The sequence below is a fragment of the Microbacterium sp. JZ70 genome (assembly GCF_053903225.1).
Genome location: NZ_CP096405.1, coordinates 2555016 through 2573063 on the forward strand (window position 1 = coordinate 2555016; position 18048 = coordinate 2573063).

Sequence of the window (18048 nt, forward strand, 5' to 3'; positions counted from 1 at the left end):
GCTCAGCGCGCGCCCGTCTCCCGGACCGGCGTGAGGCCGACCGCCGCGGGCCCGCGGGTGAGGATGTGACCCCGCTCGAGCGTCACGCGGGTCCAGCGGCCCGCGGTCGACACGCGCGCCTCCTCCTCGCCGCCGATGAACCCGAACGAGAACGCGGCGAACGCGACGCCCCGCGGCAGACCGCCGAGCTCCTCGTCCGGCTCGCCCCAGACGCTGCCGCGCACCTGGCGGACGACGTCCTCCCCCGGCTGGTCCGGGAGCGCGTGCGCGACCGCGGCGATGCCCCACTGCGCGCGGCTCGCGAGCGACGCGGCGGCGATGCCGCCCGTGCGGGTCCAGCCGCCGCGAGGCGGCGACACCCCTGCCCACGCGGGCGCGAGCGCGGTGTCGGGCAGCGCGAGGGCGCGGGGGTCCTCGGTCTCCGTGAGCGACGCCACGGTGAGGTCGCACTGCAGCTCGGGGTCGGCTCGCAGGACCCGCAACGCGAGGACGGTCGGCGTGCGGTCGAGCAGTCCCTGAGGCGCCAGCGCGGCCGAGGACATGACGAGGACGCCCTCCGACGCCTGCAGCCGCACGCCCTCGTCCCCGATGCGGGAAGCGCGACCGGCGAAGGTCAGCGCATCGCGGGCGGTCTGGTCGTCGGCGAGCACGAGGCGAGCGGTCACCCGCTCTAAACTAGCAAGGCACGCCTCGGCTGCGTGCGCTCGCGCTCACGAGGCGCGGGCGGAGCGGCGAACGGAGACCCGAGTGACCATCGACGCACGGACCGACGACCCCGTCCAGACGATGCTCGACGTGATCGAGCTCGAGCGGATGGAGGCCCGCACGCACGAGGACATCTTCCTCGGCCGCTCGCACTTCATGCCGAGCGGGCGCGTGTTCGGTGGCCAGGTGCTCTCGCAGGTGGTGTCCGCCGCCGCGCGCACGATCGCCGACGACCGCCACGTGCACTCGCTCCACGGCTACTTCCTGCGGCCGGGCGACATGCGCAAGGACATCACCTTCGGCGTCGACCGCATCCACGACGGACGATCCTTCGCCCGCCGGCGCGTGCAGGGATATCAGGACGGCGTGCCGATCTTCTCGGGCATCCTCTCCTTCCAGGACGAGGACGAAGGGGTAGAGCACCAGCTGCCGATGCCCGAGGTCCCCGCGCCCGAGGACCTGCCCGATCCGCTCCGGGAGCTCGACCGCCATCCGCACTCGCAGCGTCTTCTCGCGGCGAATCCGATCGAGGTGCGGCACGTCGAGGGAAGCCTCCTCGTGGAGCCGACGGGCGGCGCTCGACCGACGCAGGCCGTCTGGACGCGCGTGCGGCGCCCGATCGGCGACAGCCGCCTGCTCCATCAGGCGGCGCTCGCCTATCTCAGCGACTACACGATCCAGGAGCCGTCGATGCGCGGCGCGGGCGTCGCGTGGTCGACGCCCGGGCTGAAGGTCGCGAGCCTCGACCACGCGATGTGGTGGCATCGGCCGGCGCGCGCCGACGACTGGCTGCTCTACGTGCAGGAGTCACCGGGAGCGCAGGGCGGCCGCGGTCTCGCGTTCGGCCGCCTCTACACGCGCGACGGCGCGCTCGTCGCGTCGGTCGCGCAGGAGATCATGCTCCGCGTGCCGGCGTCCGACGCAGTCAGCCCGCCTGCCTGAGATCGGCTTCGAGGGCGACCCAGCCGAGCATGGCGCACTTGATGCGCATGACGTACTTCGCGACGCCCTGCAGGGCCGCGGCGTCGCCGAGCGCCTCGGACGGCGCGATCGACCCGCGCGAGCGCAGCATGGTCCGGAACTCGTCGATGCGCGCGAGCGCCTCCTCGCGCGTGGCGTGCTCGAGCAGCCCCGTCATGATCGACGCCGAGGCCATCGAGATCGAGCAGCCGTGGCCATCCCACACGATCGAGGCGATCGCGTCGTCGTCGTCGAGGCTCACGCCGACCGTGATCTCGTCTCCGCACGACGGGTTGAGCTCGTGGTGCGTGTAGTCGAGCGGCGTCGGGTCGCCCTTGCCCTCGGGATCGCGCGCGTGGTCCAGGATCAGCTCCTGGTACAGGCTCTGCAGGTCTGCGCTCATCGGTCCGCTCCGAAGAATCCGCGGACCTCGCGCAGCGCGTCTCGCAGCGCCGCGATCTCGTCCGACGTCGTGTAGAGATAGGCGCTCGCGCGCGTCGTCGCCGCGACCCCGAGACGACGGTGCAGCGGCTGGGCGCAGTGGTGCCCCGTCCGCACCGTGATGCCGCGGTCGTCGAGGAACTGGCCGACGTCGTGCGCGTGCACGCCGTCGACGATGAAGCTCGCGAGCGCGGCGCGCTCGGCTCCGGGCTCGGGGCCGACGAGCCGCACGCCGGGAACCGAAGCGACGGCGTCGACGAGCTCGCCGGCGAGCTGCGCCTCATGCGCGTGCACGGCGCCCATCCCGATGCCCGCGAGGTAGTCGACGGCTGCTCCCAGGCCCACGACCTGCGTGACGGGCTGGGTGCCGGCCTCGAAGCGCTGCGGTGCGGGAAGGAACTCGGCGTCCTCCATCGTGACGGTCGTGATCGTGGAGCCGCCCGTGCGCGCGGGGGGCAGCTCGTCGAGGAGCTCAGCACGCCCGTACAGCACCCCGATGCCGTTCGGGCCGAGCATCTTGTGCCCCGAGAACGCCGCGAAGTCGACTCCGAGCGCGCCCAGGTCGAGCGGCAGATGCGGCGCCGACTGGCACGCGTCGAGCACGCTGAGCGCGCCGACGTCACGCGCGAGCGACGCGATCTCGGCCGCCGGCGCGATCATCCCGGTGACGTTCGACACGTGCGCGAACGCGACGACCCTGGTCCGCGCGGTCAGCTGCGCGCGCAGGTCGTCGATCGTCCAGAGGCCGCGGTCGTCGACCGGCACCCAGCGCAGCATCGCGCCCGTCCGGCGCGCGAGCCGCTGCCACGGGATGAGGTCGGCATGGTGCTCGGCCTCGGTGACGAGGATCTCGTCGCCGGCGCGCAGCGCGAAGCGCTCTCCGCCGAGGCCGGCCGACGCGTCCGCGATCCCGAGCGCGACCATGTTGAGCGCGTCGGTGGCGTTCTCGGTCCAGACGACCTCGCGCTCCCCCGCGCCGACGAACGCCGCGACGCGCTCGCGCGCGGTCTCGAAGGCGAACGTCGCCTCGCCGGTCGCGAGGCTCGATCCCCGGTGCACGGCCGCGTAGTCGTGGCGCGCGAAGTCGGCCTCGGCGGAGATCACGGCCTCCGGACGCTGCGACGTCGCGGCCGAGTCGAGGTACACGCGGTCGGGGCGTCCCGAGATCCCGGGGAAGTCCGCGCGGACGTCCTCGCGGACGGGTGCGGGCGTGACGTCTGGCATGGATGGCTCCCTGCAGGGGTGGAGGAGGGCGTCTTCCAGTCTCTCATCCGCAGGGCCGGTCGTCTCCGTCACCGACGGGTGAAGGCCACCGGCTCCTCCAGGAACGGCTCCCATGCGGCGCGCATCTCGGGGGTGAGCCGGACCGGTCGGCCGGTCGCGATGTCGACGAGCACAACGACGGCGTCGGCTCGCGCGTACACGACGCGCTCCTCCTCGCCGACCGCGCTGTGCACCTCGTAGCAGACGTCGATGCTCGACCCGCCGATGCGCCCGAGCCAGAGCTGCACGTCGAGCGGGCGGTGACGGTACGGCACGGGCCGCAGGTACTCGATGCTCTGCCGCGCGATCAGCGTCACGACCCCCGTGGGCGACCCGAGGACCTCGGGATCGAACACGGCGGTCGGCGGGATGTCGTCGTCGGAGTCCTCAGCGCGGAAGAACGCGCGGCACCGGGCTTCCTCGAGCAGGCGCAGCATCGAGGCGTTGTTGACATGGCCGAAGGCATCGAGGTCGCCCCAGCGCAGCTGGATGGGCACGTGCACGCGGGTCATGGGGCTCCTCTCCGGCCCGGACGGACCGCGGCCGGTAACGATACGGTCACGGTCGCGACCGGTCATCCTCGTCCGACGATACCCCGTCCTTCCGCGTGATCACGCGGATCGCGGCGGAGCGGTCGACGTGGGAGCGCGCCCGCGGCGCCGTCGACCGGCTTGCTAGGGTGACCGAGGTCGTCCTGCCGCAGCGCGGGACGCGCCTCACACCGCCGGCGACGCGTCCGACACGACCGGGGTGTTCCGCCCAGGACCGCGGATGCCGCCACGTCGCGGCATGCGTATGGCAGACGATCCAGTCGTCAACCCGGACGACTGCGCCAGGAGCCTCGTGCCCGGCCCGTCGCCTGCCCGGACCGCAACCGATGACCGAACGCGGATCGCGCTGCCCTGAGTCTCCGCGCTCGGCACAGGGGACACGTGACCGAGAACGACACTTCCATCGCCCTGCGCGCGGAGGGCCTCTACAAGGTCTTCGGGCGCCGACCGCACGACGCCGTCGAGCGGCTGCGCGCCGGAACCCCGCGCGATGAGCTCGACGGCGCCACGGCCGCCGTGATCGACGCCTCCTTCGAGGTCCGCCGCGGCGAGATCTTCGTCGTGATGGGGCTCTCCGGCTCCGGCAAGTCGACGCTCATCCGCATGCTCAACGGCCTGCACGACATCACCGCCGGGACGATCACCGTGAACGGGGAGCCGATCGCGGGGATCCCGGCGAGTCGGCTGCGCGCGACCCGGCGCGAGCACGTCTCGATGGTGTTCCAGCACTTCGCCCTGCTCCCCCACCGCACGGTGGCCGCGAACGTCGCCTACCCGCTCGAGCTCAAGGGCGTCGACCGCCGCTCTCGCGAGGCGAAGGCGACCGAGATCCTCGCCATGGTGGGCCTCGAGGGATGGGGCGACAAACTCCCCGCCGAGCTCTCCGGAGGCATGCAGCAGCGGGTCGGCATCGCGCGCGCTCTGGCCGCCGACACCGACATCCTGCTCATGGACGAGGCGTTCAGCGCCCTGGACCCGCTCATCCGCCGGGAGATGCAGGACCAGCTCATCGAGCTGCAGCAGCGCCTGCAGAAGACGATCGTCTTCATCACGCACGATCTCAATGAGGCCATGTACCTGGGCGACCGCATCGCGGTGATGCGCGACGGCCGCATCGTCCAGATCGGCACACCCGAGGACATCCTCACCGACCCCGCGAACGACTACGTCGAGCAGTTCGTCCAGGACGTCGATCGTGCCCGCGTGCTGACCGCCGGCAATGTCATGGAGCGCCCTCGCCCCGTCGTCGCGGAGGGCGCCGGCCCGCGCACGGCGCTGCGCACGATGCGCGACGCCTACATGTCGGCGGCCTACGTCGTGGGCCGCGATCGTCGCCTCGCCGGGATGATCACCGACCGCGACGCGATGAAGCTCATCCGCCGCGGCGAGAGCGCGCTCGCGTCGATCCTGAAGCCGGTTCCGCAGGCCGTGAGCCAGGACGACGTCCTGATGGACCTCTTCGTGCCCGCCGTCGAGTCGCCGCTCCCGCTCGCCGTGACCGATGACACGGGTCGCCTCGTGGGCGTCATCCCCCGTGTCACCCTGCTCGCCGCCCTCGGGCCCGGCCCCGGATCCACCGAGGAGATCACCGTGCTCCAGCCGCCCATCCCCTCGGCCGTGATCGATCAGGTGCTCGCGGAGGCCGATGCCGCCGCGGCGGCCGCCGCCGACTCCGAGGAGGTGCGCTGATGGACGGGTTCCGCCTCCCGATCGGCGACGCGGTCTCCGCCGCCGTCGACTGGGCCAAGGACAACCTCGAGGGCCTCCTCGACGTCGTCGCGCTCGTCGTGCGCACCCTCGTGGACGGCCTCACCGACGCGCTCGTCGCGACGCCGTTCCCCGTCACGATCGCGGTCGCCGCGCTCCTCGCGTGGCTCGTCCGCTCGTGGCAGCTCGCGGTCGGCACGGCGATCTCGTTCGCCGTGATCGTCGGCATGGACCTCTGGGAGCCCGCGATGCAGACGCTCGCGCTCGTGGTCGTCGCCGCGTTCGTGGCGGTCCTGATCGGCGTGCCGCTCGGCATCTGGTCGGCGCGCAGCGATGCCGTGCGCGCCGTCCTCAAGCCCGTGCTCGACTTCATGCAGACGATGCCGGCGATGGTGTACCTCATCCCCGCGATCGTCTTCTTCAGCATCGGCGTCGTCCCCGGCCTCGTCGCGACCGTGATCTTCGCTCTCCCTCCCGGCGTGCGCCTCACCGAGCTCGGCATCCGCGGCGTCGACGCCGAGACGGTCGAGGCCGGGCACGCGTTCGGCGCGACACCCGGGCAGATCCTGCGAGGCGTCCAGCTCCCGCTCGCGATGCCGACCATCATGGCCGGGGTCAACCAGGTGATCATGCTCGCGCTCTCGATGGCCGTGATCGCCGGGATGGCGGGAGCCGACGGCCTCGGGAAGATGGTCGTGCAGGCGATCTCCACCGTGAACACCGGTCAGGGAGTCGAGGCCGGGCTCGGCGTCGTCCTGCTCGCCGTCTTCCTCGATCGCTTCACCGCGGCCCTCGGCACGCCGAGCGAGTACCCGTCCTCGCTTCTGGGCCTCCTGTCGCGCCGACGCGCGGCGCAGCGCGCGGCGACATCGGACGACGCCGCGATCGCACATGCCCCCGACGCCCGCACCGCCGTGCCCACGCCATGACCATCCGCACCCATCGACCATCCGAAACGCACGACATCACACGCAACGAGAGAAGGAACGCGAACATGACGAAGCGACGCATCACGGCCATCCTGGCCCTCGGCGCCACCACGGCCCTGGCCCTCGCGGGCTGTGCGAGCGGCGACGGCGACGCCGCCGGCGCAGGCGAGGGAGACAAGGGCACGATCACGCTCGGGTTCCTGCCCGCCTGGACGGATGGCCTCAGCACGGCCTACCTGCTCCAGGATCAGCTCGAGAAGCTCGGCTACACGGTCGAGATGCAGACGCTCACCGAGGCCGGCCCGCTGTACGCCGGACTCGCGCAGGGCGACGTCGACATCTACCCCTCCGCCTGGCCCGAGCTCACGCACCGCGACTACATGGAGCAGTACGGCGACGACATCGAGGATCTCGGCGCCTACTACGACAACGCGAAGCTCACGATCGCGGTGCCGACCTACATGGACGACGTGAACTCGATCGAGGACCTCGCGGGTCAGGCCGACCGCTTCGACGGCAAGATCTACGGCATCGAGCCCGGCGCGGGCCTGACCAAGCAGACGCAGGAGGTCATGATGCCCGAGTACGGCCTCGATGCCGACTACGAGCTCGTGACGTCGTCGACCGCGGCCATGCTGACCGAGCTCGGCAGCGCCATCGACGCGCAGGAGGACATCGCGGTCACGCTGTGGCGTCCGTTCTGGGCGAACGACGCCTACGACATCAAGGATCTCGAGGACCCGAAGGGCGCGATGGGCGACCCCGAGGCGCTGCACTTCCTCGGCACCGCCGGCTTCGCGGAGGAGTTCCCCGAGGCGGCGGAGCTCATCGCCGGCATCCAGCTCGACGACGCCGAATACGGCTCGCTCGAGGACCTCGTCGTGAACGAGTTCGGCGAGGGCAAGGAGGCGGAGGCCGTCGACGCATGGCTCGAGGAGCACCCCGACGCCTTCGACACGATCGTCGCCGACTGACGGACGCCCACGACGAAGCCGCCCCGGGAGAACCCGGGGCGGCTTCGTCGTGTCGGCGCGACGCCGCTCAGTCGCGCGTGAGCTTGCGGTGCGTCGTGCGGTGCGGGCGCGCGGCGTCCGGACCGAGCCGATCGATCTTGTTCGCCTCGTACGCCTCGAAGTTACCCTCGAACCAGTGCCAGTTGGCCGGGTTCTCGTCGGTGCCCTCGTAGGCGAGGATGTGCGTCGCGATGCGGTCGAGGAACCACCGGTCGTGGGTGATCACGACGGCGCAGCCGGGGAACTCGAGCAGCGCGTTCTCGAGCGAGCCGAGGGTCTCGACGTCGAGGTCGTTCGTCGGCTCGTCGATGAGGAGCAGGTTGCCGCCCTCCTTGAGCGTGAGCGCGAGGTTGAGTCGGTTCCGCTCGCCGCCCGAGAGGACGCCGGCCTTCTTCTGCTGGTCGGGGCCCTTGAAGCCGAACTTCGACACGTAGGCGCGCGAGGGGATCTCGGTCTTGCCGACCGTGATGTAGTCGAGCCCATCCGAGACGACCTCCCAGAGCGTCTTCTCCGGGTCGATGTTCGCGCGCGACTGGTCGACGTAGCTGATCTTCACCGTCTCGCCGATCTTGAGGTCACCGCCGTCGAGCGGCTCGAGGCCCACGATCGTCTTGAAGAGCGTCGTCTTGCCGACGCCGTTCGGGCCGATGACGCCGACGATGCCGTTCGGCGGGAGGCTGAAGCTGAGGCCGTCGATGAGCGTGCGCCCGTCGAAGCCCTTCTGCAGGTTCTTCGCCTCGATCACGACGTTGCCCAGACGCGGGCCGGCGGGGATCTGGATCTCCTCGAAGTCGAGCTTCCGCGTGCGCTCGGCCTCGTTCGCCATCTCCTCGTAGCGCGCGAGACGCGCCTTCGACTTCGCCTGGCGGCCCTTCGCGTTCGAGCGGACCCACTCCAGCTCCTCCTTGAGGCGCTTCTGGAGCTTCGCGTCCTTCTTGCCCTGCACCTCGAGGCGCTCTGCCTTCTTCTCGAGGTAGGTGGAGTAGTTGCCCTCGTACGGATAGAGACGCCCGCGGTCGACCTCGGCGATCCACTCCGCGACATGGTCGAGGAAGTACCGGTCGTGGGTGATCGCGATCACGGCGCCCTTGTAGGACTGCAGGTGCTGCTCGAGCCACAGCACGCTCTCGGCGTCGAGGTGGTTCGTGGGCTCGTCGAGGAGCAGGAGGTCGGGCTTCTGCAGCAGGAGCTTGGCGAGCGCGACGCGGCGCTTCTCACCGCCGGAGAGCGGCGCGATCGCGGCATCCGCAGGCGGCGTGCGGAGAGCGTCCATGGCCTGCTCGAGCTGGGAGTCGAGGTCCCAGCCGTCGGCGGCGTCGATCTCCTCCTGCAGCGCGCCCATCTCGGCGAGAAGCGCGTCGAAGTCGGCGTCGGGCTCGGCCATGAGGCCCGAGATCTCGTTGAACCGGTCGAGCTTCGCCTTGATCGCGATGCCGTCCTGGATGTTCTCGATCACGGTCTTCGACTCGTCGAGCTCGGGCTCCTGCATGAGGATGCCGACGGAGTACCCGGGGGTCAGGGTCGCGTCGCCGTTCGACGGCTGATCGAGCCCCGCCATGATCTTGAGGATCGTCGACTTGCCGGCGCCGTTGGGGCCCACCATGCCGATCTTGGCACCGGGCAGGAACGCCATCGTGACGTCGTCGAGGATGAGCTTGTCGCCCACCGACTTGCGGGCGCGCACCATTTGATAGATGTATTCAGCCATTTGGCATCCAGTCTAGGGGCCGCTCCCGCGGCGGACCGAGAGCCTCGCACGGGTTCTGAGACGATCCTCCGGTTCGCGGACACCCGACAGTGAGAGTTGCACGCCGACGACGATGCTGGAGGCCGACATGCGCACCCCCGACCGCGAGTTGACGACCATGGGGATTCCCCGCCGCCGAGGAGGCCGCACGGCCGGCGGATGGGCCGCGGCGGTCGCGTGCGCCGTCCTCCTCTCCGGCTGCGCGACGCCGGGAGCGCGGCCGGGTCCCGATGCGGACGGCGGCCTGTCGCCGTCGGCGACCATCCCGGCCTACGAGGTCGAGCCGGGCCAGACGCTCCGCTGCGGTGGCCTCGCGTTCTCGTCCGACGCGCTGGTGAAGCCCGTCCCCCTCTCCCGCGCCGATGAGCGCGTCCGCGAGGCCGTGGAATCCGCGGCCGACGATGCGGGCATGCCGGTCGCTGCGGCCGAGGCGCCCGAGACCTGGCTGGTCGCGAGCGCGGACGACCGTCAGATCGCGCTTCTCCATCCCCGTTCCGATGCCGAGGGCTCGGCACCCGCCTTCGAGCAGGTCACCCTGCTCTGGCACGAGGCGGGATCCGACCGGCCCGCCGACTGGACCGTCGCATCGTCGGGCCCGTGCGCGCCGCGCGCAGACGCGGGCGAGCTGAACGCGGCCGCCATCGCTCTGGACCCCGAGCAGCCGCCGGCCCCCTCGGACACGACCGTGCACCTGCTCGTGACGGAGCTCGCCTGCCACGGCGGCGATGACGCCGAGGGCCGCGTCGAGCTCGCGAGCCTCATCGAGACGGACGAGTCGGTCGAGATCGTCATCGGAGTCCGACCGGATGAGACCGCCGACGCCTGGACCTGTCAGAGCAACCCGGCCACCCCGTTCGCGCTCGAGCTGGACGCGCCCCTCGGCGACCGCGACATCGTCGACGTGGGGGTCGTTCCCGCGCAGACCCTCGAGCCTGTCGACACCGCGGGCTGACGCTCAGAACGGCGTCGCCGCGGGCTCTCCCTCCGGAACGGTGACGACCTCCCAGGCGGCATCGGACGAGGCCTCATCGGCGGCGCTGTCGTCGCGTGTGTCCCGCTGTCCGCGGCTGTCGCTGCCCGCGAAGCTGTTGCGCGACACGCTGGCCGTCGCGAACTGGAGGTCGATGCCGATCGCGTCGGCGATGATCTCGATCCCCGTGCCCTTGCCTCTGTCGTTCTCCCAGGAGCGGACGCGCAGCCGGCCGCAGACGACCACCCGCATGCCCTTCGCGAGCGACAGGGCGCCGTTGGCGGCGAGCGACCGATACGCGCTCACCGAGTAGAAGTTCGCCGCCTCCTCGACGTACGCGTCCTTCTCCCGGTCGAAGCGCCGATGATTCGTCGCGAGCCGGAAGCTCAGGGCAGCGGTCCCGGATGGCAGCGTGCTCGACGTCGGGTCGGTCGCGATGTTCCCGACGACGGCGATCTGGTCCTTCATGGCGATCCCTCCTGCCGGGGGCTGTCCCCGGCGTGATCTCACCAGGACAGCGGCTCCCTCCTTCCGGCGGAGCAGGACCAGCGCATCTGTGGATGCGCAGAGCCCCTCCGCGCCGCTGTGCACACGGCGTCGGAGGGGCTCGGCGTCAGACGGCGTACTCCGCGAAGCGCGCGCGCACCTTGTTCACCTTCGGAACGGCGACCGCGAGGCAGTACCCCTGCGTCGGGTTCTTCGCGAAGAAGTCCTGGTGGTAGTCCTCGGCGTCGTAGAACTCGCCCAGGGGCTCGAGGCGGGTCACGATCGTGCCCTCCTCCTCCCCGATGGGAGCATCCCAGATCTCGGCGGCCCGCTCCCGCGCGGCCGCGAAGAGGGCCTTCTGCTCCTCGTCGGCGTAGAACATCGCGCTGCGGTACTGCGTGCCGCGATCGGCGCCCTGATGGTTCAGCTGGCGGGGGTCGTGCATCGTGAAGAACGCGTCCAGGATGACGTCGGGCGCGATCACCTCGGGATCGAACGAGATCTTCACCGCCTCGGCGTGACCGGTCGCGCCCGTGCACACCTGCTCGTAGGTCGGGTGCGGACGCTGCCCTCCCGTGTAGCCCGACACCACGGACTCGACGCCCCTCAGGGCGCGATATGCGGCGTCGAGGCACCAGAAGCAGCCTCCCGCGACGACGAACGTCTCTGTCATGTGCACTCCTCAGAACGGATGTCGGTGCCCCCCTCCTATCGTCGCAGAGGACACGGAAGGAGCACTGATGTCGAACGCCGCCGCACTCATCGCCATTCCCCTCGCGACGCCGCGCCTGGCGCGTGCACGGGCGCGCCTCACGCGAGCGGGAGCATCCCTCTGGCGTGTCGTCGGCCTCGACGAGCGGGTCGCAGGCCACCTGCGTGCGGTCGAGTCGGAGCTCGGAATGCGGTACCGCGCCGAGCGCTTCCACCCGGCGTCGGGCGCCCTGCTCCCGATCGGCGAGTTCTGGACGCCCGATGAGGCCGTGGAGACGCTCCTGCTGTCTCGGTGAGCGTCACACGAGCGCGTCCGACATCCGATCGGCGAGCGCCGCGGTCGGCTCGTCGACGACCTCCGCCCACGCCTCCTCGAGGATGCCCGCACCCCGCTCGAGCACCTCCGGCGCGGCCGTGAAGGGGATGCGCAGATGACGCTCGTGACCGCCGCCCACCGAGAAGCGCGGGCCCGCCGAGAGAAGCAGTCCGCGACGGCGCGCGGCGAGCACGAGCGCGGAGCTGCGCGCGAGCCCGAGCTCGACCCACAGGGCGACACCGCCCTGTGCGGCGTGCACGCGCCACTCCGGGAGCCGCTCGGAGAGCGCGGCGACGAGCGCGTCGCGCCCTGCGCGAAGCGACTCCGCGCGCTGAGCGACGATCTCGGGCATGAGCGGGATGAGCCGTTCGACGACGGACTGCTCGAAGTCGGGGGTGCCCAGGTCGCCGACGGGGCGCGCCGCGAGAAGGCGACGGATCGTGTCCTCGTCCGCTCGGATCCAGCCGACGCGCAGTCCTCCCCACACCGTCTTGCCGGTCGACCCGACGGTGATGATCTCCGCGCCCGACGGAGCGGCAGCGGCGAACGGCACGGCAGCCCCGCCCCGATCGATGTCGAGCTCCGCCGTCGTCTCGTCGATGACGAGCACGGTTCCCGAATCCCGTGCCACGCCGGCGATGTGGGCGATCTCGTCGCGCGACATCGACTCGCCCGTGGGGTTGTGGAAGTCGGGCATCAGATACGCCATGACGGGGGCGGCACGGCGGAACGCGTCCTCGGCCCGATCGAGGTCCCAGCCGGAACCCGGCGTCACGGGAATGCCCACCAGCCGCGCTCCCGCGGCGGCATAGCATTCGGCGGCGTGCGGGTAGGTGGGCGTCTCGATGATCACGCGGTCGCCGCGCGACACGAGCAGCCGGGCGGTGAGGGCGATCGCGCTCTGCGCGCCGTTGACCACCATGATCTGCTCGGCGGAGGTGGGGAGCCCGCGCGCGGTGTACCGATCCGCGAGCGCGGCACGGAGACTCCGCAGGCCGTGCATCTCGTAGCCCGAGCGTGCGACGAGGCGCGGGGCGTCGGCGGCGGCCTCGGCGTACACCGCGGGCAGCCCCGGCCACGCGGCAGGGCTCGCCTGCTGCAGATCGAGCGCACCATCGACGTCGCTCGCACGGCCCAGATCCCGCCGCCCGAGCGCCAGGGTCACACTGCCGGAGCCGCGGATGCTCTCGATGTGCCGGCTCTCTCGCAGACTGCGGTACGCCGCCGCGACCGTGGTCCGGCTGACCCCGAGACGTGCCGCGAGCTCGCGCTCGGCCGGCAGGGCCGTCCGCGGCGCGATCCGGTTGTCGAGGCAGAGCAGGCGGATGGCGTCGGCGAGTGCCTCGTAAGCGGGCTCGCGCGTCCGCCACGGCCCGAGGCGGTCGCTCAGCGCCCTCGCGCTGAGCCGTGAGTCCATCATGCGGACCACCGTAGCAGGATTGGCATCTTGCAAGCAGTCCACTTCTCGGGTGGCATGGAGGGCATGCCACCCGCACGCCACCGTCTCACCCTCCGCCTCGTCCGACTTCTCGTGGGCCTGCCTCTTTACGGGGTCGGATGCGCCCTCACCGTCGCCGCCGGCCTGGGCGTGGACCCCTGGACCGTGCTCGCGGAGGGGATCTCGCTGCGCACGGGCCTCGGCGTCGGGTGGGTGACGAACGCGCTCGGCGCGCTGATCCTCCTCGCGTGGATCCCGCTGCGCCAGCGTCCCGGCATCGGAACCGTGCTCAACGTGCTCCTCGTGGGCACGAGCATGCAGATCACCCTCGATCTGCTCCCGCCCATCGACCAAGCGCTCCTGCGCGTGCTCGCCCTTCTCGCGGGCATCGTCCTCGTGGCGATCGCGTCCGGCATCTACCTCGGCGCCGCTCTCGGCGCCGGCCCGCGCGACGGCCTCATGACGGGACTCAGCCGGCGGACCGGATGGCCGGTCTGGCGGTCCCGCGCCAGCGTCGAGCTGACGGTGCTCGCGCTCGGATGGGTGCTGGGCGGCACGGTCGGCGTGGGCACGATCGTCTTCGCGCTCGGCATCGGCCCCGCCGTGCATCTCGCGATGCGCCTCCTCGCTCCGGGCGCGCGCGAGAGCGGCTCCCGCGCGGTCGAGAGCGTCCCGGCCGCGCGGGCGGCGCGGTGACCCGGCGCGTCAGTGGCGCCGGAACTCCGGGCGCTCGGCGCCCGGCTTGAGGTGAGCGTGCAGCGCGCGCTTGGCGATCTCCAGCTCCGGGTACGTGCCGACGGGCTCGTCGACTCCGACCATCCGGACCTCGAAGCTGCCGTCGACCTCCCTGATCGAACCGACCGCTCCCACGGCGCCGTGCGCCACCCACAGGCGACTCGTCTGCGTCATCGTCATCCTCGACTCCCTCCGCTGGTCCCCCTGTCGACGACGGTACGTCGCCCGCCGCCGAGAAGCCAGACCTTGACAGGGCCACCCGCGGCTGGTGGGGCTCGAGATGATCCGCCGAGGCGAACCCGGTAACCTGAGGGCACCGCCCCCAGTAGCTCAGTGGATAGAGCAACGAACTTCTAATTCGCAGGTCGCACGTTCGAGTCGTGCCTGGGGGACCGATACGGCGACGTCCCACCCCCTCGATAGGCTGGGGGGATGGTAGGCGCCTCCGAGAACGACCGGCTCGTCTGGATCGACTGCGAGATGACGGGTCTCGACCTCACGGTCGACGAGCTCGTGGAGATCGCGATCGTCGTGACCGACTTCGAGCTCCGCATCCTCGACCCGGGATTCCAGGTCGTCATCAAGCCCTCGCAGGCCGCCCTCGACCACATGGGCGACTTCGTGACGGAGATGCACCGCAACTCCGGCCTGCTCGACGAGATCCCCCACGGCGTCTCCCTCGAGGAGGCGGAGCGGCAGTCCCTCGAGTACATCCGCCGGTTCGTGCCGCTCGAGCGGAAGGCGCCCCTCGCGGGCAACACGATCGGGACGGACCGGATGTTCCTGGCCCGGTACATGCCGAGCGTCGACAGCCACCTGCACTACCGCAACGTCGATGTGTCCAGCGTCAAGGAGCTCTCGCGACGCTGGTACCCCCGCGCCTACTTCCAGGCGCCGGGGAAGGACGGCGGGCACCGCGCGCTGGCCGACATCCTCGAGTCGATCCGCGAGCTCGAGTACTACCGTCGTGCGGTCTTCGTCGCCGAGCCCGGACCCACCTCCGACGAGGCGCGCGACATCGCGACCCGCGTCGTGTCGTCATTCGCTCCGAACGTATGACAGAATAGAGAAGTTGCCCCGGCAGGCCGGGGAGACATGGTGGCTATAGCTCAGTTGGTAGAGCACCTGGTTGTGGTCCAGGGGGTCGCCGGTTCAAGCCCGGTTAGCCACCCCAGCCCGCACGAGGCCCGGGGTTCCCGCAAGGGGAGCTGCCGGGCCTCGTGCCTTTCCGCGGCCGTCCGACCGCGATGCGCACGCGACTAGACTCGGAAGCCGATGATGGACATGGATGCCGACGCCTTCGAGGCGCTCGTCGTGGATGAGCTCGATCAGCTCCCCGATGAGATGGTCGACGGCCTCGACAACGTGATCTTCGTCGTCGAGGACCGCTCCGAGGACGGTGAGGACCTCCTCGGGCTGTACGACGGCCTCGCCCTCACCGAGCGCGGCCGGTACGGCATGGGCGAGCTGCCCGACCGCATCATCGTGTACCGGGAATCCCATCTCGCGCGATGCGAGACCGAGAGCGAGCTGCGCGACGAGGTCCACACGACCCTCGTGCACGAGATCGCGCACTTCTACGGCATCGACGATGAGCGTCTCCATGAGCTGGGGTGGGCATGACCACCGCGCACACGGTCTTCGCGTCGACTGCGGTCGAGGAGGAGCTGGACCGCGTCGAGGCACCCGCGCACGCGACCCCATGGCAGACCGTCGTGTGGGACGACCCCGTCAATCTCATGAGCTACGTCGTCCGCGTCTTCCGCGAGTACTTCGGCTACGACGAGGAGCACGCCACGCGTCTCATGCTCGCCGTCCACAACGAGGGGCACGCCGTCGTCGCCGAGGGCGCGCGCGAGCAGATGGAGCTGCACGCCCAGGCCATGCACGACTACGGACTGTGGGCGACCGTCCGCAGAGCGCCGATGTGAGGACACCGCACCCCATGACCGAACGACTCGTGATCCTCACCCTGACGCGCATCGAGGCCGCGCATCTCCGCGACCTCGTGACGCAGTTCGCGACCCTCGTCGAGAGCACGCCGACGGCGGCGGACCCGGCGCTCGAGCGCCTCACCCCCGACGCGTACCCGGACGACCCCGACGCGGCGGACGACTTCCGCAGCGTCACGCGCGGAGACCTCCTCGGCCGCCGCTCACAGGACGCGGCGACCGTTCTGCGCGACCTCTCCGCGATCGAGGAGGCGCCGCTCGAAGACGCGCTCTCCCCCGTCGACGTCTCCATCGCCGGCGACGCGCTCGAGGCATGGCTGCGGACGCTCGCCGCCGTGCGCCTCGTGCTCGCGAGCCGACTCGGCATCGAGAGCGCGGAGGATCACGACGACGAGGACCCGCGCTTCGCCCTCTACGACTGGCTCGGCTACCGTCTCGACGGACTGCTCCAGGCCGCCGACGGCGCCTGACCAGGCACCCTCACCCGCACCGCCTGCGCGAAAGCGCGCGTGGCGGATGGTGGGGGCTGGGTTGTCTCAGAAGGGTGGGGGTTCGGGTGGGGGCTGGGGGTCGTGGATGGCGTGGTGTCGTTTTCGGGGTTCGGGCTCGGTGACGTACACGTGCCCGAGCGGGCTGGTCCACTCGATGCCGCCGTCCTCGAGCGCCCGCGGAGACCATCGCGTGTGGTGCCGCAGGTAGTGGTGCGGTCGGCACAGGGCCTCGAGGTTCTCCGCGTTCGTGGGCCCGCCGCGGGAGTACTCCCGGACGTGGTCCTTCTCGCACCCCGGGGCGGGGCGCGAGCAGCCCGGGAACCGGCAGCTCTCGTCGCGCAGCTCGACCAGACGACGGATCGCCGCGGTCGGCTGGTAGTGATCAACGGTCAGCAGAGCACCGGTGTCGGGGTTCTGGAAGATCCGCTCCCACCCCGGCGCATACCGCGCGAGCCGGCGGGCGGTCTCCGCCGGGACCGGCCCGTACCCCGCCAGCATCGCCGGCCCGTCATCCAGCCCGACCAGACTCGTCACCGGCACCGTCACCGCGACCGTCCCGCGCACCCCCGCCAGCCGGTCCGGATCCCCGTCGATCGGATACCCCGTCGGCGCCCCCGTCAGCAGCAGGTTCCCCGCCAGATCCGCCCGCCGCTGCGTGCGCGTCACCCGCACCCGCTCCGCCTCCCGAGCCCCCTCCCGCTCCCCCGGCGCGCACCGCCCCGGGAACAGCCCCGCATCCCGCACCGCCCGCTCCGGATCGACCGCCGGGTCGGGGGCACCGCCAGGCACCCGCACCGCGCCCTGGTCGATCCGGTTCCCCTCCCGATCCACCCGGAACCCCAACCCGTCCCTCGTCACCCCCACCGCCGCATCCGCCGCATCCCGCGCCAGCCGCGCCGCCTGCGCTTCCCGGTCCGCGCGGCGCTCATCGGCCTCGACCAGACGCGCCATCTGATCCAGCCGGTCCGCGACCGCCGCGATCACCGACGCCTCGTCCCGCATCACGAACTCACCCAGCCCACCCGGCAGAGCCCGCGTCCACGTTCCCCGCTTCTCCCGCACCGCCGCCTGACCCTCCGCCACCGGAACCGGATGCAGCACCGCCGCCAGCTCGTTCGCGAACACCCGCAGCTGCCGCGGCGTGGCCTCCTCCGCGAACCCCAGCACCCGCCGCAGGAACTCCCCCAGCACCGCATCCGGCAGCCCCTGCGCGACCTCCCGGATCACATCCGCATGCTTGCGCGTGATCCGCCCCGCCGACAGCGCCGCCCGCACCTGAGGCAACCGCGCCTCCAGCAGCTCCGCCTCCGCCATCCGCGCCTCCACCTCCCCCACCGGCACATGCAACGCCACCGCGAGCTCAGCCGCGACCGCCCGCCACGGGAACGCGAACTCCGAATCCGACCCCGACCGCTCCATCTGCGCCCGCGCCACCCGCGCCGCCACCGCGAACGCCTGCACCTCCGCCGCCGCAGCCGACGCCACCGCCCGCCGGAAACCCGTCAACGTCTCCCGCACATTCGACAGCACCCACCGCTCCTCCACCGTCGCATCCCACGACAGCGGATCCACAAACCGCGGCTTCCTGCTCGTCACACCCCCATCATCAACCCCACCACCGACATCCGAACGG

The 18048-nt window shown here is 71.4% G+C and carries 21 protein-coding genes and 2 tRNA genes; 13 read left to right on the top strand and 10 right to left on the bottom strand.

The features are described 5' to 3' along the window. Positions 1–2: 2 nt before the first annotated feature. Positions 3–665, bottom strand: coding sequence for a hypothetical protein (locus tag M1D46_RS11800; RefSeq protein ID WP_456285632.1), 663 nt, complete (start codon positions 663–665; stop codon positions 3–5). 121 nt (positions 666–786) lie between these two features. On the opposite strand from M1D46_RS11800, the gene M1D46_RS11805 reads away from it, so the two are divergent. Further along, positions 787–1647, top strand: coding sequence for an acyl-CoA thioesterase (locus M1D46_RS11805; RefSeq protein WP_456285224.1), 861 nt, complete (start codon positions 787–789; stop codon positions 1645–1647). Here M1D46_RS11805 and sufU read toward each other — a convergent pair. From sufU to M1D46_RS11820, 3 genes are all read right to left on the bottom strand, one after another. Then, complete coding sequence (sufU, locus tag M1D46_RS11810; protein ID WP_324014633.1) at positions 1631–2068, bottom strand: Fe-S cluster assembly sulfur transfer protein SufU; 438 nt, start codon at positions 2066–2068, stop codon at positions 1631–1633. The genes M1D46_RS11805 and sufU overlap by 17 nt on opposite strands. After that, entirely contained in the window at positions 2065–3330 is a 1266-nt protein-coding gene (locus M1D46_RS11815; protein WP_456285633.1) for a SufS family cysteine desulfurase, read from the bottom strand. The genes sufU and M1D46_RS11815 overlap by 4 nt, the downstream gene beginning before the upstream one ends. A 68-nt stretch (positions 3331–3398) precedes the next feature. Further along, positions 3399–3881, bottom strand: coding sequence for an acyl-CoA thioesterase (locus M1D46_RS11820; protein ID WP_271172041.1), 483 nt, complete (start codon positions 3879–3881; stop codon positions 3399–3401). Positions 3882–4301: 420 nt separating this feature from the next. On the opposite strand from M1D46_RS11820, the gene M1D46_RS11825 reads away from it, so the two are divergent. From M1D46_RS11825 to M1D46_RS11835, 3 genes are all read left to right on the top strand, one after another. Beyond that, positions 4302–5609, top strand: a complete 1308-nt coding sequence (locus M1D46_RS11825; RefSeq protein WP_324014629.1) for a quaternary amine ABC transporter ATP-binding protein — start codon at positions 4302–4304, stop codon at positions 5607–5609. Continuing rightward, positions 5609–6556 carry an ABC transporter permease gene (locus M1D46_RS11830; protein WP_456285634.1) on the top strand — a complete coding sequence of 316 codons (948 nt, stop codon included), beginning with the start codon at positions 5609–5611 and terminating at the stop codon, positions 6554–6556. Before M1D46_RS11825 ends, M1D46_RS11830 begins: the two co-directional genes overlap by 1 nt. Before the next feature lie 65 nt (positions 6557–6621). After that, entirely contained in the window at positions 6622–7530 is a 909-nt protein-coding gene (locus tag M1D46_RS11835; RefSeq protein ID WP_282977909.1) for a glycine betaine ABC transporter substrate-binding protein, read from the top strand. Between the two features lie 67 nt (positions 7531–7597). On the opposite strand, the gene ettA is transcribed toward M1D46_RS11835, so the two are convergent. Further along, entirely contained in the window at positions 7598–9277 is a 1680-nt protein-coding gene (gene ettA / locus M1D46_RS11840) for an energy-dependent translational throttle protein EttA (protein WP_456285635.1), read from the bottom strand. A gap of 127 nt (positions 9278–9404) precedes the next feature. On the opposite strand from ettA, the gene M1D46_RS11845 reads away from it, so the two are divergent. Then, on the top strand, positions 9405–10268 hold the full coding sequence (locus M1D46_RS11845) for a hypothetical protein (RefSeq protein ID WP_456285636.1): 864 nt from the start codon (positions 9405–9407) through the stop codon (positions 10266–10268). 3 nt (positions 10269–10271) lie between these two features. Here the strand turns inward: M1D46_RS11845 and ssb are convergent, their stop codons facing one another. Beyond that, entirely contained in the window at positions 10272–10754 is a 483-nt protein-coding gene (gene ssb, locus M1D46_RS11850) for a single-stranded DNA-binding protein (protein ID WP_324014625.1), read from the bottom strand. Between the two features lie 145 nt (positions 10755–10899). Beyond that, a complete protein-coding gene (msrA, locus tag M1D46_RS11855; protein ID WP_271172048.1) occupies positions 10900–11445 on the bottom strand; it encodes a peptide-methionine (S)-S-oxide reductase MsrA in 546 nt (181 codons plus the stop codon). A gap of 67 nt (positions 11446–11512) precedes the next feature. Between msrA and M1D46_RS11860 the strand changes: the two genes are divergently transcribed. Continuing rightward, positions 11513–11779 (top strand): hypothetical protein, encoded by a 267-nt coding sequence (locus M1D46_RS11860; protein WP_271172049.1) that lies wholly within the window; start codon positions 11513–11515, stop codon positions 11777–11779. 3 nt (positions 11780–11782) lie between these two features. On the opposite strand, the gene yczR is transcribed toward M1D46_RS11860, so the two are convergent. Then, on the bottom strand, positions 11783–13216 hold the full coding sequence (gene yczR / locus M1D46_RS11865; protein ID WP_456287164.1) for a MocR-like transcription factor YczR: 1434 nt from the start codon (positions 13214–13216) through the stop codon (positions 11783–11785). 66 nt (positions 13217–13282) lie between these two features. Between yczR and yczE the strand changes: the two genes are divergently transcribed. Beyond that, a complete protein-coding gene (yczE, locus tag M1D46_RS11870) occupies positions 13283–13933 on the top strand; it encodes a membrane protein YczE (RefSeq protein ID WP_456285637.1) in 651 nt (216 codons plus the stop codon). A 9-nt stretch (positions 13934–13942) separates the two neighbouring features. Here the strand turns inward: yczE and M1D46_RS11875 are convergent, their stop codons facing one another. After that, positions 13943–14146: a methyltransferase gene (locus tag M1D46_RS11875; RefSeq protein ID WP_309299956.1), complete on the bottom strand. Its 204-nt coding sequence runs from the start codon at positions 14144–14146 to the stop codon at positions 13943–13945. Positions 14147–14291: 145 nt separating this feature from the next. On the opposite strand from M1D46_RS11875, the gene M1D46_RS11880 reads away from it, so the two are divergent. From M1D46_RS11880 to M1D46_RS11905, 6 genes are all read left to right on the top strand, one after another. Further along, positions 14292–14364: transfer RNA gene (locus M1D46_RS11880), tRNA-Arg, on the top strand. 40 nt (positions 14365–14404) lie between these two features. Further along, on the top strand, positions 14405–15031 hold the full coding sequence (gene orn, locus M1D46_RS11885; protein ID WP_456285638.1) for an oligoribonuclease: 627 nt from the start codon (positions 14405–14407) through the stop codon (positions 15029–15031). 39 nt (positions 15032–15070) lie between these two features. Beyond that, positions 15071–15146: transfer RNA gene (locus M1D46_RS11890), tRNA-His, on the top strand. 101 nt (positions 15147–15247) lie between these two features. Next, complete coding sequence (locus M1D46_RS11895; protein ID WP_271172052.1) at positions 15248–15595, top strand: metallopeptidase family protein; 348 nt, start codon at positions 15248–15250, stop codon at positions 15593–15595. Then, positions 15592–15903: an ATP-dependent Clp protease adapter ClpS gene (gene clpS / locus M1D46_RS11900; RefSeq protein ID WP_282977914.1), complete on the top strand. Its 312-nt coding sequence runs from the start codon at positions 15592–15594 to the stop codon at positions 15901–15903. The genes M1D46_RS11895 and clpS overlap by 4 nt, the downstream gene beginning before the upstream one ends. 14 nt (positions 15904–15917) lie before the next feature. Next, complete coding sequence (locus M1D46_RS11905; protein ID WP_324014618.1) at positions 15918–16394, top strand: DUF2017 family protein; 477 nt, start codon at positions 15918–15920, stop codon at positions 16392–16394. A 66-nt stretch (positions 16395–16460) separates the two neighbouring features. On the opposite strand, the gene M1D46_RS11910 is transcribed toward M1D46_RS11905, so the two are convergent. Continuing rightward, positions 16461–18011 (bottom strand): DUF222 domain-containing protein, encoded by a 1551-nt coding sequence (locus tag M1D46_RS11910; protein ID WP_456285639.1) that lies wholly within the window; start codon positions 18009–18011, stop codon positions 16461–16463. Positions 18012–18048 lie beyond the last annotated feature (37 nt).